This window comes from Brachybacterium halotolerans (assembly GCF_016623465.1).
Taxonomy (GTDB): Bacteria; Actinomycetota; Actinomycetes; order Actinomycetales; family Dermabacteraceae; genus Brachybacterium; species Brachybacterium halotolerans.
Genome location: NZ_JAEDAJ010000001.1, coordinates 624,640 through 642,874 on the forward strand (window position 1 = coordinate 624,640; position 18,235 = coordinate 642,874).

Below are 18,235 nucleotides of genomic sequence, written 5' to 3' on the forward strand. Positions count from 1 at the left end.
GATGCCGCGCGGATCCGGGACGCGCGGCCGCACCAGTCTACGAAGCGCCGGATGCGGACAGGCAACCGCTCGACGAGCGCTTGCTCACCGCACGAGCGCGCCGACGGCCCGCGCCCGCTCGATGGCCTCGGGCAGGGCGGCGAGCACGCGGTCCACGTCGTCCACGCGGCTCGACCAGCCCAGCGAGAGCCGCAGGGCGCCGCGCGCAAGATCGGGCTCGATGCCCATCGCGGTCAGCACGTGGCTGGCCCGGGTGACGCCAGCCGAGCACGCGGAGCCCGCCGAGGCGTCGATCCCCTGCTGGTCGAGCATGAGCAGCAGGGCGTCCTGGTCGCATCCGGGCAGCAGCACGTGCACCACGTGCGGGCTGCGCGGGGCGGCCTCGGCGGTGAGCACGGCGTCCGGGGCGATCTCCCGGATGCCCGCGCGCAGGCGCTGCGCCATCTCCCCCAGTCGCGCCGACTCCGCCTCCCGGTCCGCGAGGGTGCGTGCGAGCGCGGCGGCGAGCGATGCGGTCTGCGGGGCGTCGAGCGTGCCCGGGCGCACGCCGCGCTGCTGCCCGCCGCCGGTGAGGCCCGCGACGAAGGGGATGTCGGGGCGCACCACCAGCAGGCCCACGCCCACGGGGGCGCCGATCTTGTGGCCGGTCAGGCTCAGCATGTCCACCGTGCGCACGGGCAGCTCGACATGGCTCGTGGCCTGGACGGCGTCGGTGTGGACGAGGGCGCCGGCGGCGTGGGCGATCTCGGCGACCGCCGCGAGGTCCTGGACCACGCCGGTCTCGTTGTTCACGAGGGCGACGCTCACCACGCTCACGTCGCCCGGGGCGAGGGCCTCCCGCAGCGCCTCGAGGTCCAGCAGACCGTCGCCGTCCACGGGGATCTCACGCGACTCGATGCCGGGGGCCAGGGAGCGGGCGGTCTCGAGCACCGCCGGATGGTCGGTCGCGCAGACCGCGACGGCCCGGCGGGACGGATCGGCCGCCTGGGCGGCGAGGGCCGCGCCGCGCACGGCGAGGTTGTCGGCCTCGGTCCCGCCGGAGGTCAGGGTCAGCCAGGAGACCGGGACGTCGAGCGAGGCCGCGAGCGAGTCGAGGGCGTCGTCGAGGACGCCGCGGGCGCGGCGGCCGGAGCCGTGGCGCGAGGTCGGGTTCCCCGGAAAGGCGGAGGCGTCGAGGAAGGCGTCGCGGGCCTCGGGCCGGAGCGGCGCCGTGGCCGCGTGGTCGATGTAGACGCGCGGCGGGGTGCCGTGCTCACCAGGGCTGGCTGGGGTCACTGCTCGCTCCGTCGTCCGAGTCCTCGCCGTCGCCCGAGTTCGCGTCGCCGTTGCGCTTCTCGAGGTCCTCGGCCTTCTTCTGGTCCTCCGCGTCGCCCTGCGTGGGAGCCTCCTCGTCGGGCCCGTCGCCCTTCGGATCCTCCTTCTTGGGGTCGCCCGGGTCCTTGGGCGCACTGCCCTTCCCGTCCTGATCGCCCTGGTCCTCGCCCTGGCCCTGGTCGTCGCCCTCCTGGCCCTTGTCACGGGCGTCCGGGTCGTTGCCGGCCTCCTTGTCGGACGAGCGGCGCTCCTCCTCGATGCGCTTGCCGTTGTCGCCGGTGGTGCCCTTGTCCTCGTTGCCCGAGCCCTCGCCCTCGCCCTGCTGGTCCTCGCCCTGGCCTCCGCCGCCCTGGCCCTCGCCGTCGCCGCCTCCTCCGCCACCGGCGCAGGGGGCGAGCAGCTGCTCGGCCTCGTACAGGCGGTCGGCGCGGTCGCCGGCGTCGTCGATCTCGTTCGCCTGGCGCTCGATGGAGATCGCGAGGTTGTTGAGGATCTTGCACTGGGCGTGGGGCGGCTGGTTGAGGTCCTTGCCCTCCTGCCAGTCCTTCAGCGCCACGCGCAGCTCGGTCTCGGCCTCGGCGTTCTTGTCCTGCTGGAGCAGGTCCGTGCCCTTGGTGAGGTGCGGGAGGTAGGGCTCGAACCAGTTGGCATTCTGCACGGGCCACAGCCGCTCGCTCGCCCGGGCGTAGGACCCGTCGCCGTAGGCGCCGTCGTGCCATGCCTGGGTGAGGGGCATGGAGACGAAGCGGACGGCGAGCAGGGCGAGGATCAGCAGCGGGATGCCGAGGATCGCGAAGGCGATGAGCCGGATCCGGCGCAGCAGCCGCACGTCGAGCCCGAAGTCCTGGGGCCGACGGGGCTCGGCCTCGGCGAGCGGCCGCGCGGCGTCGTCGGCCGCCCCGTCCTGCGGGGACGGGCTCGCGGCCGATGGGCCCGAAGGACCGGAAGGGCCAGAGGCGCCGGGCGGCGCGGGCGGCGGAGGGGTGAGGGTCGAGCTCATGACCTGCCTCCTTCTCCCGGGGGATCGCCCGGACCGGCGGATCCCGCACCGGTCGCGGCGAGCAGCTCACTGCGGTCGCGCCGACGCGGCAGACGATACGTCATCTCCCCCAGCTCCCAGATGAACAGGGCGGCCAGCGGGATCGCCGCCACCCAGTACCAGTCGCGGAAGCTCGCCACGTCACGGCGGGACTCGATGGGGATGGGCTTGAGGGTGATGCCCTCCATCGTGCCCTCGATCGGGGCCTCGGGATCGGTGCGGTGCAGGTACGGGACGCCCATCTGCTGCGCGATGGCCTTCAGCTGGTCCTCGTCGATGCGGGAGATGCCCTTCGCGCCCGAGGAGTCGGTGATGTACTCGCCGTGCGTGCCGGCGCCCGAGGCCTTCATAGGCCCGCCCTCGCTGGTGCCGTAGCCGAGCACCGCGCCGCCGTCGATCATCGGCTTCAGCTGGTCGAAGGGCTCCGCGTCGCGGTCGTCGGTGTTCTCGCCGTCGCTGAGGAAGTACACGAGGGAGTACGAGTCCGGGTCGTCGGTCTGCGCGTCGGAGAGGGCCTTCGTGAGGGTCGCGAGCGGGCGGTCCACGTTCGAGCCCTTGGACTGGGCGGTGGACTCGGTGGCGAGGGTGTTGATCCAGGCCTTCGCGGCGCCCGCATCGGTGGTCAGCGGCAGCTGGGAGGCGGCGGTCGAGTCGAAGGAGATGATCGAGTAGCGGGACCCCTGGGTCTCGGACATGATCTGCTCCATGTCGTGCTTGACGCCGTCGAGTCGGGACTGTCCCTTCGCGTAGTCCTCGGCGTTCATGGAGCCGGTGCGGTCCACGACGAAGAACACGTTCGCGTTCATGCGCTGGGTCTGCTCGGCCTCCGTATAGGTCGCCGGGCGCAGGGCGACCACCGCGAGCAGCGCGACCATCAGCGCGCGCCGCAGCCACGCCCAGCGCTGTCGCGGGCGGCGCACCATCATCACGACCGCGAGCGCGAGCAGCGGGACGAAGACGAGGATCGTGGCCCACAGCGGGATCAGATGCTCCAGATGCATGCTCTCCTCCGTCTCTCAGCGGTTGCGCCAGCCCACGATCAGCACCCCGGCGAGGGCGATGAGCGTGAGCACGAAGGCGAACAGCGGATGATCGGTGCGGATGAGGGTGGGCTCGGCTCCCATCTTCTGGGCCTGGGTCTGCTGGATCTCCCGGATGATCGAGGGGATCGCGTTCGGGTCCGAGGACTGGTAGAGCGTGCCGCCGTGGTCCTCGGTGACCTTCTGGAGCTCGTCGAAGCACTCCTCGGAGCACTCGTAGGCGCCCGGGTAGAACGTGTACAGATCGATGTCGCGGTCCTCGATGGTCTTGGCGGCCTCGTCGAGGGAGTAGATCGGGTCGCCGTTCACCTCGTTGTCGGTCGCGAAGATGATCGAGCGGCTGCGGTCCGTCTCGGCATGGTCGAACAGCTGACCGCACGAGGCGAGGCCGTCGGGCACGATCGAGGCCTGGTCGTCGAGGCCGCGCGTGCCCTCGACGAAGTCCGCGTACTTCTCGACCTTGTCCTGCGGGTAGTCGCGGCTGCCCAGGCGGTAGCCGAACTCGTCGAAGTCGATCGCCTCGGCTCCCTCGCTGAGCTCGCGCTCGACGAGGTCGTAGTCGTCGGTGAGCGGGAAGACGGTGCGGGACGTCGAGTTGAAGATCGACAGGGCGATGCGCTCGCCGTGGAAGTCGTCGACCATCGAGGCGAAGGTCTGCAGGATCTCCGTGTCGTACTCGTACATCGAGCCGGAGACGTCCAGGCACAGCACGATGTCGCGATCGGCGAACTCGGGGGTCTGCACGCGCTCGGTGGCGATCCGGCCGGAGAGCAGGGCGGCTGCGAGCAGGCCCAGCACGGCGACGCCCACCTGCACCACGCGCAGCACGCGTGCGAGCCGCTGGCTGCGCACGAAGCTCGGGATCCGCTCGAGGAACGAGGAGTTCGCGACGAGCACGGGCGCGCGGTGCATCGAGCGGCGGTTCCAGAAGGTGATCGCCCAGACCACGATCCCGGCGACCAGGAGCAGGCAGGCCACCCACCACAGCGTCATGACCATCGGCGGATCACCTCCCGCGCGCGGTGCACGGAGCCCTCGAGGTCGACGTCGCTCGCCGGCGCGAAGTCCGGCTCGTAGAGGCGGGCGATGAGCTCGCCGACGTCCCGTGTCCGGGGATCGGCGATGAGCGTGGCGACGTCTTGGCTGGTGACGTCGTGCCCGGTGGTGCGGCGCACGAAGCGGCGCATCACGGCGGTGAGCTCGAGGTGGCCGGTGCGCTCGTCGATCGCGCCGTCCTCGTGTCGCGCCGCGATGTCGTTGACGGAGCGCAGGAACTCGGCCTTGAGCGATTCGGGCTCGTCGGGCCGCCGGCGGTAGGCGCGGCGGGAGACGACGGCGCGGGAGATCCGCAGCACGCCCACGATGATCGCGACGATGACGATCACGCACAGAACGGCGAGGATCAGCCAGGCGATCGAGTACTGGGGCGGATCGATGATCGTCGCGGGCGACGGGCTCGGCGTGGGATCGGCGAGCACCGTGAGGTCATGCGCGGGCATGGCGGTACTCCCTCTCCCGCAGCATGGCGATCATGTCGTCCACGACGGTGCTGTCGCCGGCCGTGAGCAGGTGGGTGATGTGCAGGCTGTCGAGCATCTCGGTGGTCGCCTCGCGGCGGGCGCGGCGGTAGTTCTCGACGTCCCGGGCCACCTTCGTGGAGACGCGGGCGAGCTCGGAGATCTCCCGGGGCGATTCGACGTCGACGACCTCGTGGTCGAGGTCGCCCGCCTGCAGCGGGTCGGCGTCGCCGATGCGGATGACCATGACGTCGTGCCGGGTGGACAGGCGCCGCAGCAGGGAGTGGTCCTCGGGGCCGGGGTGCGCCTCGTCGGTGATGATCGTCATCAGGGTCGAGCGGCGGGTGACGCGGAAGGCCCGCTCGAGCAGCCAGGAGACGTCCGACGGGCGGGATCCGGCGGTCGTGGACTGCTGGACGGTGCGCAGGAGCAGTTCGAGGTGCCCGTCGCTCGAGCGGGAGGGCAGCTGCACCGGCCGGGACTCGGAGCCGCCGACGAGGCCCACGAGGTCGCCGTTGTTCTGGGCGAGGAAGCACACGAGGCCCGCGGCGGTGACCATGGCGTCGCGCTTGGAGGTGCCGTCGGCCGCGAGGGTCGCCATCGCCGAGGAGGTGTCGGCGACGATCGAGAGGTGCCGCACCCGCTCCTCGTTGAACTGGCGGATCAGCGGCTCGCCCGAGCGCGCCGTCGCCTTCCAGTCGATGTCGGAGATGCGGTCGCCCGGCTGGTAGTACTTCAGGTCGTCGAAGTCCTCGCCGCTGCCCTTGAACACCGAGCGGCCGCGCCCCTGGACGATGCCGCGGGCGCGGCGTCCGGTGTGCAGGTCCACGCGCGCCTTGACGCGGGTGAGCAGGGAGGTCGCCATCAGCGGATCCTGCTCAGGGCATCGGCACGGCGTGGAAGACCGCGTCGATGATCTGCTCGGGGGTCACGCCGCCCGCGAGGGCGTCGAAGGTGAGCACGAGGCGGTGGCGCAGCACCGCGTAGCGCATGGCGCGCACGTCGTCCGGGGTGGCGTAGTCGCGCCCGTGGAGGAGGGCGTTCGCCTGGGCGACGCGCATCAGCGCGAGGGAGCCGCGGGGGCTCGCCCCCACCCGCACGCTCTGGGTGAGGTTCGCGACCGGGCGCGGGCCGGAGCCGCGGGTCGTGAAGACGAGGTCGATGATGTAGCGCTTGACGCTCTGGTCGACGTACACCTGGTCGACCATCTCTTGGAGGAACCGGATGTCCTCGAGGCCGACGGTCTGCGCCGCCTGGCGGGGCGCGGTGAGGGTGCCGCTCGTGGAGCGGTCGAGGATCTCGTGCTCCTCGGCGGGGCGCGGGTAGGTGAGGACCTCCTTCATGAGGAAGCGGTCCATCTGCGCCTCGGGGAGGACGTAGGTGCCCTCCTCCTCGATGGGGTTCTGGGTCGCGAGCACCATGAACGGCTCGGGCAGCGGGTAGACCTCGCCGCCGATGGAGGTCTGGCGCTCCTGCATCGCCTCGAGCATCGCCGACTGGGTCTTGGCGCTCGAGCGGTTGATCTCGTCCAGCAGGACCACGTTCGCGTGGACCGGGCCCAGCTGGGTGGTGAAGGTGCCCGATCCGTAGTTGAAGATCTGGGTGCCGATGATGTCGTTGGGCATCAGGTCCGGCGTGCACTGGATGCGGGAGAAGGAGCCCGAGATGCCGGAGGCGAGCGCGGAGGCCGCGGTCGTCTTCGCGAGGCCCGGCACGGACTCGAGCAGCACGTGGCCGCCCGCGGCGAGCGCCGCCAGCAGGGTGCGGCGCAGGTTCTCCTGGCCCACCACGCGGGACTGGAAGACCTGGGTGATGCTGCGGACGATGCTCCCCGCACGCTCCATGCTCGCCGGAGGGATCGCGGGCTGCGCAGGGGCGAAGGCGGCGCCTGAGCGGCCGGGGGCGGGACGCCCGGGGGATTCCTGAGGCTGCTGGGTCATCTGCGGGGGTGCTCCCGTCGCGTGGTGCTGCGTGCGGATCGTGCGGCAGCCGGCACGCCCGGTGCGGCCGACGCGCTGCTGGTGCTGCCTGGGGACGACGGGCCGTGCCCGGCGCCCCGACGATCCTAACCTCTCCGGGCCCCGCGCCCCGGTCCTGTTCGCGGGGCGCCCCGGACGGGTGCACAGGCCGCTCGTGTCGTGCTCGGGGCGGTGTGCCCGCGGTGGAAGAATGCGACGATGCCCCATCCCCCGCTCACCGGTCCCGGCGGTCCCGGCGCCGACCGCGCACGTCGCCGCGCCCCGTCCCCGCCCACGCGTCCCGGCCTCCACGTCGATGCCGGAGGGCACGGGACCTTCGCCGTGGTCGCGCCGCGCGCCGAGAGGGTCGAGCTGTGCGTGCGCCGCGACCTGGGCGGCGGACGCTTCCGCGAGGAGCGCACGACGCTGCGCCACGTCGACGGCGGACTGCACTGGGACGAGGTCGAGGCCATGGTGCCCGGCACCCTCTACGGCCTGCGCGCCCACGGGCCGTGGGACCCCGAGCGCGGCGCCTGGTTCAATCCCGCGAAGCTGCTCCTGGATCCGCGCGCCCGCGCCGTCTCGCACGCCTCCCCGCTCGCCTCCGGGATGTTCCCCCACGAGGTCGACGCGATGCTCGACCCGATCTCGCCCCTGCGCCGCAGCGAGAGCGACGACGCCGACGTGGCCGTGTGGTCCGTCGTCGCGGGCAGCCCGGAGCAGAGGGCCGCCGACGGCCCCCGCCCATCGGCCGGTTCCGACCCGTCGGCGGATTCCGACCCGTCGGCCGCGCCGCCCCGCACCCCCTGGTCGGACACGGTGGTCTGCGAGCTGCACGTCAAAGGGTTCACCCAACTGCACCCCGACGTCCCGCCCGAGCTGCGCGGCACCTACGCGGGTCTCGCGCATCCCGCCGTCACCTCGTACCTCAGCGGGCTGGGCGTCACCGCGGTGGAGCTGCTGCCGATCCATGCGGCCATGGACGAGCCGCACCTGACGCGGCGCGGCCTCACGAACTACTGGGGCTACTCGACGCTCTCCTACCTCGCGCCGAATCCCGCGTACGCGAGCGCCGCCGCCCGTCTCCAGGGGCCGCTCGCCGTGCTCGAGGAGGTGCGCGCGATGGTCCGCGCCCTCCACGCCGCGGACCTCGAGGTCATCCTCGACGTCGTCTTCAACCACACCGCCGAGGGCGGCTTCGGCGGGCCCTCCCTGAGCCTGCGCGGGCTCGATGCGAGCGAGCACTACTGGATGGACGGCGGCGCCTTCGTGGACGTCACCGGCACCGGGGCGACACTCGACCCGCGCTCCCCCGCCGTCGTGGACCTCGTGCTCGAGTCCCTGCGGCACTGGGTCCTCGACATGGGGGTCGACGGCTTCCGCTTCGACCTCGCGGCGACGCTGGGGCGCGACTCCTCCGGTTTCCGACCCGACCACGCCCTGCTGCGGGCGATCACCCTGGATCCCGTGCTGCGCGGCACCAAGCTCATCGCCGAGCCCTGGGACGTGGGAGGAGGCGGATGGCAGACAGGCGCCTTCCCCGCCCCCTTCGCCGAATGGAACGACGCCTTCCGCGACGACCTGCGGTCCTTCTGGCTCACGGACAGGGCGGCGCGCGAGCGCGAGGGCGAGGCCGGGGGCAGCGGCGTGCGCGATCTCGCCAGCCGCCTGGCCGGCTCCCGCGACGTGATGGCCGGCCGGGACCCCGCCGATCTGCCCGCGGGCCGCAGCCTGCGCGCTCCCTGGGCCTCGGTCAACTTCGTGACCGCGCACGACGGCTTCACCCTCCAGGACCTCGTGAGCTACGACGAGAGGCACAACGAGGCCAACGGCGAGGCCGGACGCGACGGCACCGCCGACAACCGCTCGTGGAACCACGGCCACGAGGGACCGCCGCCCGCCGACGACCCCGGCGCCGCGGCCCTCGAGGCGCGTCGCGAGCGCAGTGCGCGCGCGCTGCTCGCGAGCCTGCTGCTGGCCGCGGGCACGCCCATGCTCACCGCGGGCGACGAGTTCGGACGCACCCAGCGCGGCAACAACAACGCCTACTGCCAGGACAACGAGATCTCCTGGGTCGACTGGTCCCTGGTCGCGCAGCGCCCGGGGCGGATCGAGGCGGTCCGCGCTCTCCTCGCGATCCGCGCCCGCTTCCCGCAGCTGCGCGCGGCCCGCTACCTGCGCCCGCTCGACCCCCGCCGTCCGGGACCCGGGCAGGCCGGCTGGTACGACGAGCACGGCGAGGGCATGGACCACGAGCCCTGGCAGGATCCCAGCCGGCACGTGCTGCAGATGCTGCTCCCGGGCGGGACGGACGACGCGGGCGGGACCGGCGGGATCGACGCGGGCGACGGGGCCCATCGGGCCGACGGGACCGCTCGCGCCGATCATCTGCTCGTGATCCTCTCCGCCGACGAGGCCGATCTCGAGGTCGCCCTGCCCCGTGAGCCGTGGCTGGACGGCGATGTCCGCGTGCTGTTCGACAGCGCGGTCGAGGACCCCGCCGCGCTGTTCGCAGGCGGTGAGAAGGGACGGGTGCGCGAGGGCCGCACGCACGTGCGCGGGGCCTCCGTCCTCGTCCTCGCGATCGCGGGATACGGGCATCCCGACGAGCGGCTATCGTGAGTCCACCGGCGGCCCTGGGAGACCGTCGTCACCTCGCGAGACCCCGTGCACGACCGAGCGATCAGGAGCGTCCATGGCTTCCCTCCCCCCGTCCTCCGCCGCCTCGCAGCCGACGGGCCTCGACGCGGGCATCGGCCGGATCCCGGTGATGGCCGCCGGGCCCGTGGTGGACGCGGGCCGCTTCCCCGCCTCGTGCGCCGAGGGCGAGAGCGTCCGCATCACCGCGAACGCCTTCCGCGAGGGGCACGACGCGATGGGCGTGCAGGTGGTCCTCCGCGACCCCGAGGGGAACGAGACCCGGCAGTCCCTCGCGAGCACGAACCCCGGGCTCGACCTCTGGGAGACCCGGATCCGCCCCCGCGCGACCGGGCACTGGCAGTTCACGATCGAGGCCTTCGGCGACGTCTACGCGACGTGGGCGCACGTCGCCGAGGTGAAGATCCCCGCCGAGATCGACGTCGACCTCGTCATCGCCGAGGGCGCCGAGGTGCTGGGCCGCGTGCTCGCCGAGATCGAGGACGGCGAGCGCCCCGCCTCCGACGGGCCCGTCGTCCGCGCCGCGATCGACGCCCTGCGCAACCATTCCCTCTCCCCGTCGGCCCGGGTCGCCCCGGCGCTCGCCGCCGACCTGCGGGCGATCCTCGCCGCGCGGCCGCTGCGCGAGGGCGTCACGCCCGACGGGCCGCACGAGCTCGTCGTCCACCGGCGCCTCGCGCTGTTCGGCTCCTGGTACGAGTTCTTCCCCCGCTCGATCGGCGCGCGCTTCAGCGCCGAGGAGGGCGGCTGGAGGAGCGGCACCCTGCGCAGCGCGGCCGGGGAGCTGGACCGGGTGGCCGCGATGGGCTTCGACGTCGCCTACCTGACCCCGATCCACCCGATCGGCGAGACCTTCCGCAAGGGCCGCAACAACACGCTCGAGACCCGGCCCGGCGACCCCGGTTCGCCCTACGCGATCGGCGGGACCGAGGGCGGACACGACGCGATCCACCCCGAACTGGGCACCATGGAGGACTTCGAGGCGTTCGTGGGCCGTGCCCACGAGCTCGGTCTCGAGGTCGCCCTCGACGTGGCGCTGCAGTGCTCCCCCGACCACCCGTGGGTGCGGGAGCATCCCGAGTGGTTCGTGGTGCGGCCCGACGGCACCATCGCCTACGCGGAGAACCCGCCCAAGAAGTACCAGGACATCTACCCGCTGAGCTTCGACACCGACTACGAGGGGCTCTACGCGGCGATCCGCGACGTCCTCGAGGGCTGGGTCGAGCGCGGAGTCACGCTGTTCCGCATCGACAACCCGCACACCAAGCCCGTGCGCTTCTGGCAGGAGCTGCTCGCCGAGTTCGACGAGAAGCATCCCGAGGTCATCTTCCTCGCCGAGGCATTCACCCGGCCCACGATGATGCGCACGCTCGGCAAGGTCGGATTCCACCAGTCCTACACGTACTTCACGTGGCGCCACACCCCGGAGGAGCTCGAGGAGTACCTGCTCGAGCTCGTGGACTCGGCGCCATACATGACGCCGAGCTTCTGGCCGACGACCCACGACATCCTCACGCCCTTCATGTCCCAGGGCGGCCGCCCCGCGTTCCGGCTGCGCGCGATCCTCGCCGCGACCCTCGTGCCCACCTGGGGCGTCTATTCGGGGTACGAGCTCGTCGAGGACGTGCCGCGCCCCGGCGCCGAGGAGCAGATCGACAACGAGAAGTACGAGTACCGGCCCCGCGACTTCGCGGGCGCGCTGCAGTGCGGCCAGAGCCTCGAGCCGCTGCTCACGCAGCTCAACCTCATCCGGCGCGAGCACCCCGCGCTGCAGACCCTCACCGAGATCGTCTTCCACGAGGCCGACGACCCCCAGGTGGTCGTCTTCTCCAAGCACCTGCCGGGCTCGCAGACCGACTCCGGCCGCGCCGACACCGTCATCGTGGTGTCCCTGACCCGGTACGACCAGGGCACGGGCTCCACCATCCACCTGGACACCGGGGCCCTCGACGTCGAGGGGAGCTTCGAGGTCGAGGACCTGCTGACCGGCGAGCGCTTCACATGGGACGAGAGCCCCTTCGTGATCCTCTCGCCCACCGACCGCCCCGCGCACGTGCTGCGCGTGGTCCGCAGCGAGGAGTGAGCACCATGGACGAGAACACGACGACCACCGGCGGCACCCCGGCCCCGCGCGTGATGCCCGTGGGCACCCACGAGCTGGGGTCGGCGGCGACCGGCAGCTACCACGACCCGCACTCGGTGCTGGGCGTGCACTCCTACGACGGCGGCGTCACCGTGCGCACGCTCAAGCCCCTCGCGCACGAGGTCTCCCTCGTCCTGCCCGACGGCACCGTGCATCCCATGCGCCACGAGTACGACGGCATCTGGGTGGTCGCGGTCCCCCGCGCGCACCTGGATGCGTACCGCATCCGCGTGCAGTGGGCGCCCGAGGGCGGGAGCGTCGAGCTCGAGGAGCCCTACCGCTTCCTCCCCACGCTCGGCGAGCTCGACCTCCACCTCATCCGCGAGGGGCGCCACGAGGAGCTGTGGCAGGTGCTCGGCGCGCACGTGCGCGAGGTCGACGGCGTGCCGGGCACCTCCTTCGCCGTCTGGGCGCCGAACGCCCGGGCCGTCCAGGTCGTCGGCGACTTCAACGGCTGGGACGGCCGCGGGCACGCCCTGCGCTCCCTGGGATCCGCAGGGGTGTGGGAGATCTTCGTGCCCGGGGTCGGCGACGGGGCGGTGTACAAATTCCGCATCCTGGATGCGACCTCGCAGTGGCGCGACAAGGCCGACCCGATGGCGCGGCGCGCCGAGGTCCCGCCGGCGACCGGCTCGATCGTCACCACGAGCGATTACGAGTGGGCCGACGACGCCTGGCTCGCCGCGCGCGCCCAGCACGACGCGCTCGCCGGCCCGATGTCGGTCTACGAGGTCCACCTGGGCAGCTGGAAGCCGGGGCTCGGCTACCGCGAGCTCGCCACCGAGCTCGTCGAGTACGTGCAGGCCATGGGCTTCACGCACGTCGAGTTCATGCCCGTGGCAGAGCATCCCTTCGGCGGCTCCTGGGGCTACCAGGTCACCGGCTACTACGCGCCGACCTCACGCTGGGGAACGCCCGACGACCTGCGTGCGCTGATCGACGCCCTGCACGCCGCCGGCATCGGCGTGATCATGGACTGGGTGCCCGCCCACTTCCCCAAGGACGAGTGGGCGCTCGCACGCTTCGACGGCACCCCGCTGTACGAGCACGCGGACCCGCGCCGCGGCGAGCACCCCGACTGGGGCACGCTGATCTTCGACACCGGCCGCAGCGAGGTGCGCAACTTCCTGGTCGCCAACGCCTGCTACTGGCTCGAGGAGTTCCACGTCGACGGCCTGCGCGTGGACGCCGTCGCCTCGATGCTCTACCTGGACTACTCCCGGGACGACGGCGAATGGGTGCCCAACCGCGAGGGCGGTCGGGAGGACCTCGAGTCCATCGCCTTCCTGCAGGAGGCGAACGCCACCGCCTACAAGCGCGCGCCCGGCGTCGTTATGATCGCCGAGGAGTCCACGTCCTTCCCCGGCGTCACCCGCCCCACGGATGCGGGCGGCCTGGGCTTCGGCTTCAAGTGGAACATGGGCTGGATGCACGACACCCTCGAGTACATCGGCGAGGACCCGATCAACCGCCAGTACCACCACGGCGAGCTGACGTTCTCGATGGTCTACCAGTACTCGGAGAACTTCGTGCTGCCGATCTCCCACGACGAGGTCGTCCACGGCAAGAAGCCCCTGCTGCGCAAGGCGCCGGGCGACGACTGGCAGCAGGCGGCGACGCTGCGCGCCTATCTCGCCCTGCAGTGGACCCATCCGGGCAAGCAGCTGCTGTTCATGGGCAGCGAGTTCGGGCAGTCCTCGGAGTGGAACGAGTCGACGGGCCTGGACTGGTGGCTGCTCGAGTTCGACATGCACCAGGGCATCCAGCGCTTCGTCAGGGACCTCAACGCCCTGCTGCGCGAGCACCCGGCGCTCTCCGAGCTCGACCAGGACCCCGACGGCTTCGAATGGCTGCTGGCCGACGACGCCTCGCACGACACCATCGCGTTCCTGCGCCGCGACCGCGCCGGCCGCGAGCTCGTGGTGGTCCTGAACTTCTCGCCCGAGCCCTGGCACGAGCATCGCATCCCCATGCCCTCGGGCGGCTCGTGGAGCGAGGTCCTGAACTCCGACGCACCAGTGTACGGCGGCAGCGGGGTCGGGAACCTGGGCCGCGTGGACGTCGAGCAGGTTCCCGCCGGCGGGCGCTCCCATTCCGTGCGCCTCTCGGTGCCGCCGCTCGGGGCCCTGGTGCTCCGCCCCGACGACCGCGGCTGACCGGGCGCGACCTGCGCCGGGCGCGGCGCGGGGTGACCCGCCCGGCCCGGTCGGCGCAGGTCAGAAGAGCAGGTTCGCCAGTCGCTTGCGGGCGGGGGCGACGCGCGGATCCTCGGGTCCGGCGACCTCGAAGAGGTCGAGCAGGCGCGCGCGGACGCGGTCCTTGGTGTCCTGGTCGGCGCCGCGCAGCAGGTCGAGCAGGCGGCTGAAGGCATCGTCGACGTGGCCGCCGAGCATGTCGAGGTCGGCGACGAGCAGCTGCGCGTCGAGGTCCTGCGGTGCGTCGGCCGCGGCCTTGCGGGCGGCGTCGAGCTGGGCGTCCCGGGTGCGGTCCATGAGATGCACGGTCGCCAGGCCGGCCTTGGCCTCGGCGTCGGCCGGGTTCTGGTTCAGGTGCTCCTCGAAGGCGGTCTGCGCGCCGGGGAGGTCGCCCGCCTCGATCGCGTCGTAGGCGGTCTGCAGGAGGGGCGGCAGCTCGGGCTGTGCGGGGGCCGCGCCGTCCGCGTCCTCCGCGCCGGAGCCGTCGGCCCCCTGCCCGTCGGCCGCACCGCTGACGTCGAGACCGGTCTGCTGGGCGACCTGCACGATCTGGTCGAGCAGCCCGGGGATCTGGTCGGCGGGGACCATGGACTCGGCGATCGGCTGGAGCTGCCCCTGCAGGAGCAGCATGAGGGTGGGCAGCTGCTGCACGCGCAGGGCGCCCGCCACGCGGGGCTGGGTGTCCGCGTCGACGACGGCGAGACGCAGCGCGCCGCCCTTCGCGTCGACGCCGGAGCGCAGCGCGCCCAGCAGCTCGTCGATGCCCGGGACGCGCGAGCTCGTGACGAGCAGGAGCGTCGCGACCCGCGCGGAGTCCTGGATCATCTGCTCGAGGTTCGCCTCGTCGACGGACACCTCGTGCTCGCCGACGGGCCCCGCGTTCTCGGAGCCCTCGGGCTTCTTGAGCGATGCGAGGTCGATGACGCCGTAGGGATCGGTCATGGGATGCTCCTTCGCGTTGCGGGACTGCTGGGAATCTCAGGGGCGGGGTCGCCCGGGCCGGTCGGCCCGGCCGGTCACTCGCCGCTGGCGCCGATCACGGCCCGCGTCGCCCCGATGGGCTGGACCTTCGCGTCGGAGCCCTTCGGCGGGATGTAGAGGGCGACGGTCGTGCCGTACTCGCGCACGTACTCCTTGGTGAAGGTGCGGCTGCCGATGATCGTGGTGAAGATGTTGTCCTCGCCGTAGCTGACCTTCGAGCCGTCGGTGACCTTCAGGGTGCGCTTCGAGGTCATGGTGCCCAGCACGATCGCGCCGCCGTCCTCCGTGCGCAGGCCGGCGATCTCGTCCTTCACGGGCGTGTAGATCTCGCGGATCGTGCCCACCTCGTCCTTCTCGACGCCCTTGTTGAGCTGCTTGCGCTCCTCCTGGATGTCCTTGTGGGTCCGGGTGGTGAAGGGATCGCTCGCGAGCTGCTTCTTGGAGTCCTTGCCGCCGCCCCAGGCGAGCACCTCGGAGTAGAGGGTCATGGCGTCGGCAGGGGTCATCAGCAGGTCGTCGGCCTTGCCGTCGACCGCCTCGCTGCCCACCTTCGCCGAGGGAACGGTCGGCATGTCCACGCCCACGGCCTGCTGCGCCCAGCCCCAGGTCGCGTACGGGGAGTGCGCGTCCTTCTGCTGCAGGATCATGAAGTACGGGGCGGCGTCGTCGTCACCATCGGCCTCGACGAGCGCGATCGCGGTGCGCGGGAAGTCCGAGGTGGTCGAGGTGATCGGGACGACGGCCTTCTCGCCGGGCCTGTCGAGGGCGCTGGTGCGGAAGTCCTCGGCGTTCTTCGCGATCCAGTCCTTGTTCTTGGTGAGGATCGAGTAGGTGTCCTTGCGGAAGGAGGCGGCCGAACCGATCACGCGGGGCGCGAGGGCCTTCGCGTCGAGGTCGTCGTCCGCCTTCTCCACTGCGGAGTGGACCGCCTTGAGGTAGGCGGCCATCTGATCACTGGTCACCGCGGGGGTCGGCCCCTCGGCCTCGGGGCCCGTGGGCACCGCGGGCGGGGTCGAGTCATCGGATCCGCAGGCCGCCAGCAGACCGCCGACGGCGAGCACGCCGATGCTGCCCAGGAACCCGCGCCTGTTCCACGCGCTCATCGCTGCTCCTCCTCGGTGTCGGAGCCGTGCTCGGGCCCCGTGTGCTGTGCGCCGTCCTGGGATCCCTCGCCGTGCTCCGGCTCCGGGGTCGTGGCGCGGTGGCGGTGCGAGCGCCGCGGCAGCGCGGCCGACGCGTCCTCGCCCGGTCCCGCGATCGGCTCGTCGATCCGGTCGATGACCTCCGTGGGCTCCTCGGATCCCTCGGCGTCGTCGTGGCCGGCGCCCGTTCCGTCGGCGCCGCCGACGGGGATCGGCGCGGTCACCGGGCGCCGCTCGCCCTGCGCGGACAGCTGCTCCGTCGCGGGCTCGTCGGTCGAGGGCTCGGCGGGTTCGAGCTCGGTGGTCGCGGGTGTTTCCGCGCCGACGGGCTCCTGCTCGGCCGGGTCCGCATCGGCGGCGCCGGGCTCCTCGTCGACCCGATCGAGCGCGTCCGTCGAAGGCTCGGCCGACGGCGCGGCCTGCGCCTGCTCCTCGCCGACCTGCCAGGCGTCGACGCTCTCGTGCTCGTGCGTCGGGGCCTTGTCGGCTGCGAGGGTCTCGTCGGCTGCGTGAGTCTCATCGGCTGCGTGGGGCCCGTCGTCCTCGCGGGTCTCGTCGGCGTCGCCGGCGAGATGCGCCGCGCCCGCAGAGGACGAAGCAAGTGCGGACGCGGATGCCGATGCGGGCTCGAGATCCGATGCGGGAGCGTCGTCCGCCCCGAGCTCCTCGGAGTCATCCCGGGCGCCCACCCGCTCGCGCTCGCGGCGCGAGGAGCCGAAGGAGACCACGAGCATCACGAGGCCCACGATGATGAGGGTCGCGCCCGCCGCGTATGCGAAGGGGACCCACTCGTTCTTCTCGTCGACGGGCCAGGTGACCGAGATGCTGTCGGCGCCGGGCTTGCTGCCGTCGGTGACGAGCAGGATCGCGCGGTAAGGCTGCGGATCCGTCGAGGTCTCCTCGGCGTAGAAGTCGGCGATGTCGATCGTCGTCGGGCTCTTCGAGGTCTTGACGCTGCGCCAGAGGTCGGAGGACGTGGGATCGGAGATCGAGTCGTCGTCGCCGTCGACCGTCTCGGTCTTCAGCGTGCTCCAGTCGCTCAGGCCCGTGACCTGCGTGTGCTTCACGCCGTCGAGGTACGCGTCGATGTCGTCGTTGGAGGCGGTGATCACGGAGACGTCGGAGTCCGCGGTGATCTTCACGTCCCCCTGGGTGCCGCCCACGTACAGCACGCCCGGGTCGATGACGACGGCCGGGCCGGGGTCGGACAGGTCCACGGTCGCGGTGCGCTCGGTCTCGGGAGCCCACGTGGTCTCCCCCAGGCGCCCGATGAGGAGCCCCACCAGTCCCAGCACCACCAGGACGGCTGCAATGATCTTGTAGATGATGACGATCTCCTCGTTCGCACCGAATCCCTGCCACGATACGAGAATCGAACGACGAGCACATCCCCTTCGCGCGCGAGCGTGAGAGGCCGCACGCGAGGCGCATGCCTCGCCTCGCCCGTGCGCAGGCGGGCACATGGCGGCGTGCGGCCCGGGGGTCGGCCGTCCTGCCGTACCCTGGCCGGGTGCGTCTCGTCGTTGCTCAGTGCTCGGTCGACTACACCGGTCGGCTCACCGCCCATCTGCCCCTGGCCACCCGTCTGCTCATCGTCAAGGCCGACGGCAGCGTGCTCGTCCATTCCGACGGCGGCAGCTACAAGCCGCTGAACTGGATGAGCCCGCCCTGCCAGCTGAAGGTCGTGGACCGGGCCGACGTCGAGGACACGGCCGACGACCCCACCGACGACCCCGCTCCCCTCCCCGAGGAGGACTGGGTGCAGCAGTGGGACGTGGTCCATGCGAAGACCGGTGACCGCCTGCGCGTGCGCCTGCACGAGATCCTCGAGGACACGAGCGTCGAGCTCGGCATCGACCCGGGCCTGCAGAAGGACGGCGTCGAGGCGCATCTGCAGGCGCTGCTCGCCCAGAACATCGAGACCCTCGGGACGGACTGGTCGCTCGTGCGCCGCGAGTACCCGACGGCCATCGGACCGGTCGACATCCTGGCCCGCGACGCCGACGGCGCCACCGTCGCCATCGAGATCAAGCGGCGCGGCGAGATCGACGGCGTCGAGCAGCTCACCCGCTATCTCGATCTGCTCAACCGCGACCCGCTGCTCGCGCCGGTGCGCGGCATGTTCGCCGCCCAGGCCATCAAGCCCCAGGCCAAGGTGCTCGCCCACGACCGCGGCATCGACTGCGTGACGCTGGACTACGACGCCCTGCGCGGCATCGACGACGCCGAGAGCCGCCTCTTCTGACTC

Annotated in this window: 14 protein-coding genes; 4 read left to right on the top strand and 10 right to left on the bottom strand. The window is 72.2% G+C overall.

Annotated elements, in window-relative coordinates; genetic code table 11:
• Positions 1–84: 84 nt before the first annotated feature.
• From I8D64_RS02850 to I8D64_RS02880, 7 genes are read right to left on the bottom strand one after another with little or no spacing between them, the layout of a single operon-like run.
• A complete protein-coding gene (locus I8D64_RS02850) occupies positions 85–1,275 on the bottom strand; it encodes an aminotransferase class V-fold PLP-dependent enzyme (RefSeq protein ID WP_200500963.1) in 1,191 nt (396 codons plus the stop codon).
• On the bottom strand, positions 1,253–2,314 hold the full coding sequence (locus I8D64_RS02855; protein WP_200500964.1) for a hypothetical protein: 1,062 nt from the start codon (positions 2,312–2,314) through the stop codon (positions 1,253–1,255). The genes I8D64_RS02850 and I8D64_RS02855 overlap by 23 nt, the downstream gene beginning before the upstream one ends.
• Positions 2,311–3,354 (bottom strand): vWA domain-containing protein, encoded by a 1,044-nt coding sequence (locus tag I8D64_RS02860; protein WP_200500965.1) that lies wholly within the window; start codon positions 3,352–3,354, stop codon positions 2,311–2,313. Before I8D64_RS02860 ends, I8D64_RS02855 begins: the two co-directional genes overlap by 4 nt.
• A gap of 15 nt (positions 3,355–3,369) precedes the next feature.
• Entirely contained in the window at positions 3,370–4,392 is a 1,023-nt protein-coding gene (locus tag I8D64_RS02865) for a vWA domain-containing protein (RefSeq protein ID WP_200500966.1), read from the bottom strand.
• Positions 4,383–4,892 carry a hypothetical protein gene (locus I8D64_RS02870; RefSeq protein ID WP_200500967.1) on the bottom strand — a complete coding sequence of 170 codons (510 nt, stop codon included), beginning with the start codon at positions 4,890–4,892 and terminating at the stop codon, positions 4,383–4,385. Before I8D64_RS02870 ends, I8D64_RS02865 begins: the two co-directional genes overlap by 10 nt.
• Complete coding sequence (locus tag I8D64_RS02875; RefSeq protein WP_200500968.1) at positions 4,879–5,775, bottom strand: DUF58 domain-containing protein; 897 nt, start codon at positions 5,773–5,775, stop codon at positions 4,879–4,881. Before I8D64_RS02875 ends, I8D64_RS02870 begins: the two co-directional genes overlap by 14 nt.
• Positions 5,776–5,788: 13 nt before the next feature.
• Entirely contained in the window at positions 5,789–6,850 is a 1,062-nt protein-coding gene (locus I8D64_RS02880) for an AAA family ATPase (RefSeq protein WP_200500969.1), read from the bottom strand.
• Positions 6,851–7,087: 237 nt separating this feature from the next.
• Here I8D64_RS02880 and glgX point away from each other — a divergent pair, with 237 nt between their 5' ends.
• The 3 genes from glgX to glgB all read left to right on the top strand — a co-directional run bounded on the left by glgX (position 7,088) and on the right by glgB (position 13,825).
• On the top strand, positions 7,088–9,490 hold the full coding sequence (glgX, locus tag I8D64_RS02885; RefSeq protein ID WP_200500970.1) for a glycogen debranching protein GlgX: 2,403 nt from the start codon (positions 7,088–7,090) through the stop codon (positions 9,488–9,490).
• A gap of 73 nt (positions 9,491–9,563) precedes the next feature.
• Positions 9,564–11,609: an alpha-1,4-glucan--maltose-1-phosphate maltosyltransferase gene (locus I8D64_RS02890; protein WP_200500971.1), complete on the top strand. Its 2,046-nt coding sequence runs from the start codon at positions 9,564–9,566 to the stop codon at positions 11,607–11,609.
• A 5-nt stretch (positions 11,610–11,614) separates the two neighbouring features.
• Positions 11,615–13,825 carry a 1,4-alpha-glucan branching protein GlgB gene (glgB, locus tag I8D64_RS02895; RefSeq protein WP_246482640.1) on the top strand — a complete coding sequence of 737 codons (2,211 nt, stop codon included), beginning with the start codon at positions 11,615–11,617 and terminating at the stop codon, positions 13,823–13,825.
• A gap of 60 nt (positions 13,826–13,885) precedes the next feature.
• Here glgB and I8D64_RS02900 read toward each other — a convergent pair whose 3' ends face one another.
• The 3 genes from I8D64_RS02900 to I8D64_RS02910 all read right to left on the bottom strand — a co-directional run bounded on the left by I8D64_RS02900 (position 13,886) and on the right by I8D64_RS02910 (position 17,285).
• Positions 13,886–14,806, bottom strand: a complete 921-nt coding sequence (locus I8D64_RS02900; protein ID WP_200500973.1) for a co-chaperone YbbN — start codon at positions 14,804–14,806, stop codon at positions 13,886–13,888.
• A gap of 74 nt (positions 14,807–14,880) precedes the next feature.
• On the bottom strand, positions 14,881–15,948 hold the full coding sequence (locus I8D64_RS02905) for a DUF8094 domain-containing protein (RefSeq protein WP_200500974.1): 1,068 nt from the start codon (positions 15,946–15,948) through the stop codon (positions 14,881–14,883).
• On the bottom strand, positions 15,945–17,285 hold the full coding sequence (locus tag I8D64_RS02910; RefSeq protein ID WP_200500975.1) for a hypothetical protein: 1,341 nt from the start codon (positions 17,283–17,285) through the stop codon (positions 15,945–15,947). The genes I8D64_RS02905 and I8D64_RS02910 overlap by 4 nt, the downstream gene beginning before the upstream one ends.
• A gap of 212 nt (positions 17,286–17,497) precedes the next feature.
• On the opposite strand from I8D64_RS02910, the gene nucS reads away from it, so the two are divergent.
• Positions 17,498–18,232, top strand: a complete 735-nt coding sequence (gene nucS, locus I8D64_RS02915) for an endonuclease NucS (protein WP_200500976.1) — start codon at positions 17,498–17,500, stop codon at positions 18,230–18,232.
• Positions 18,233–18,235 lie beyond the last annotated feature (3 nt).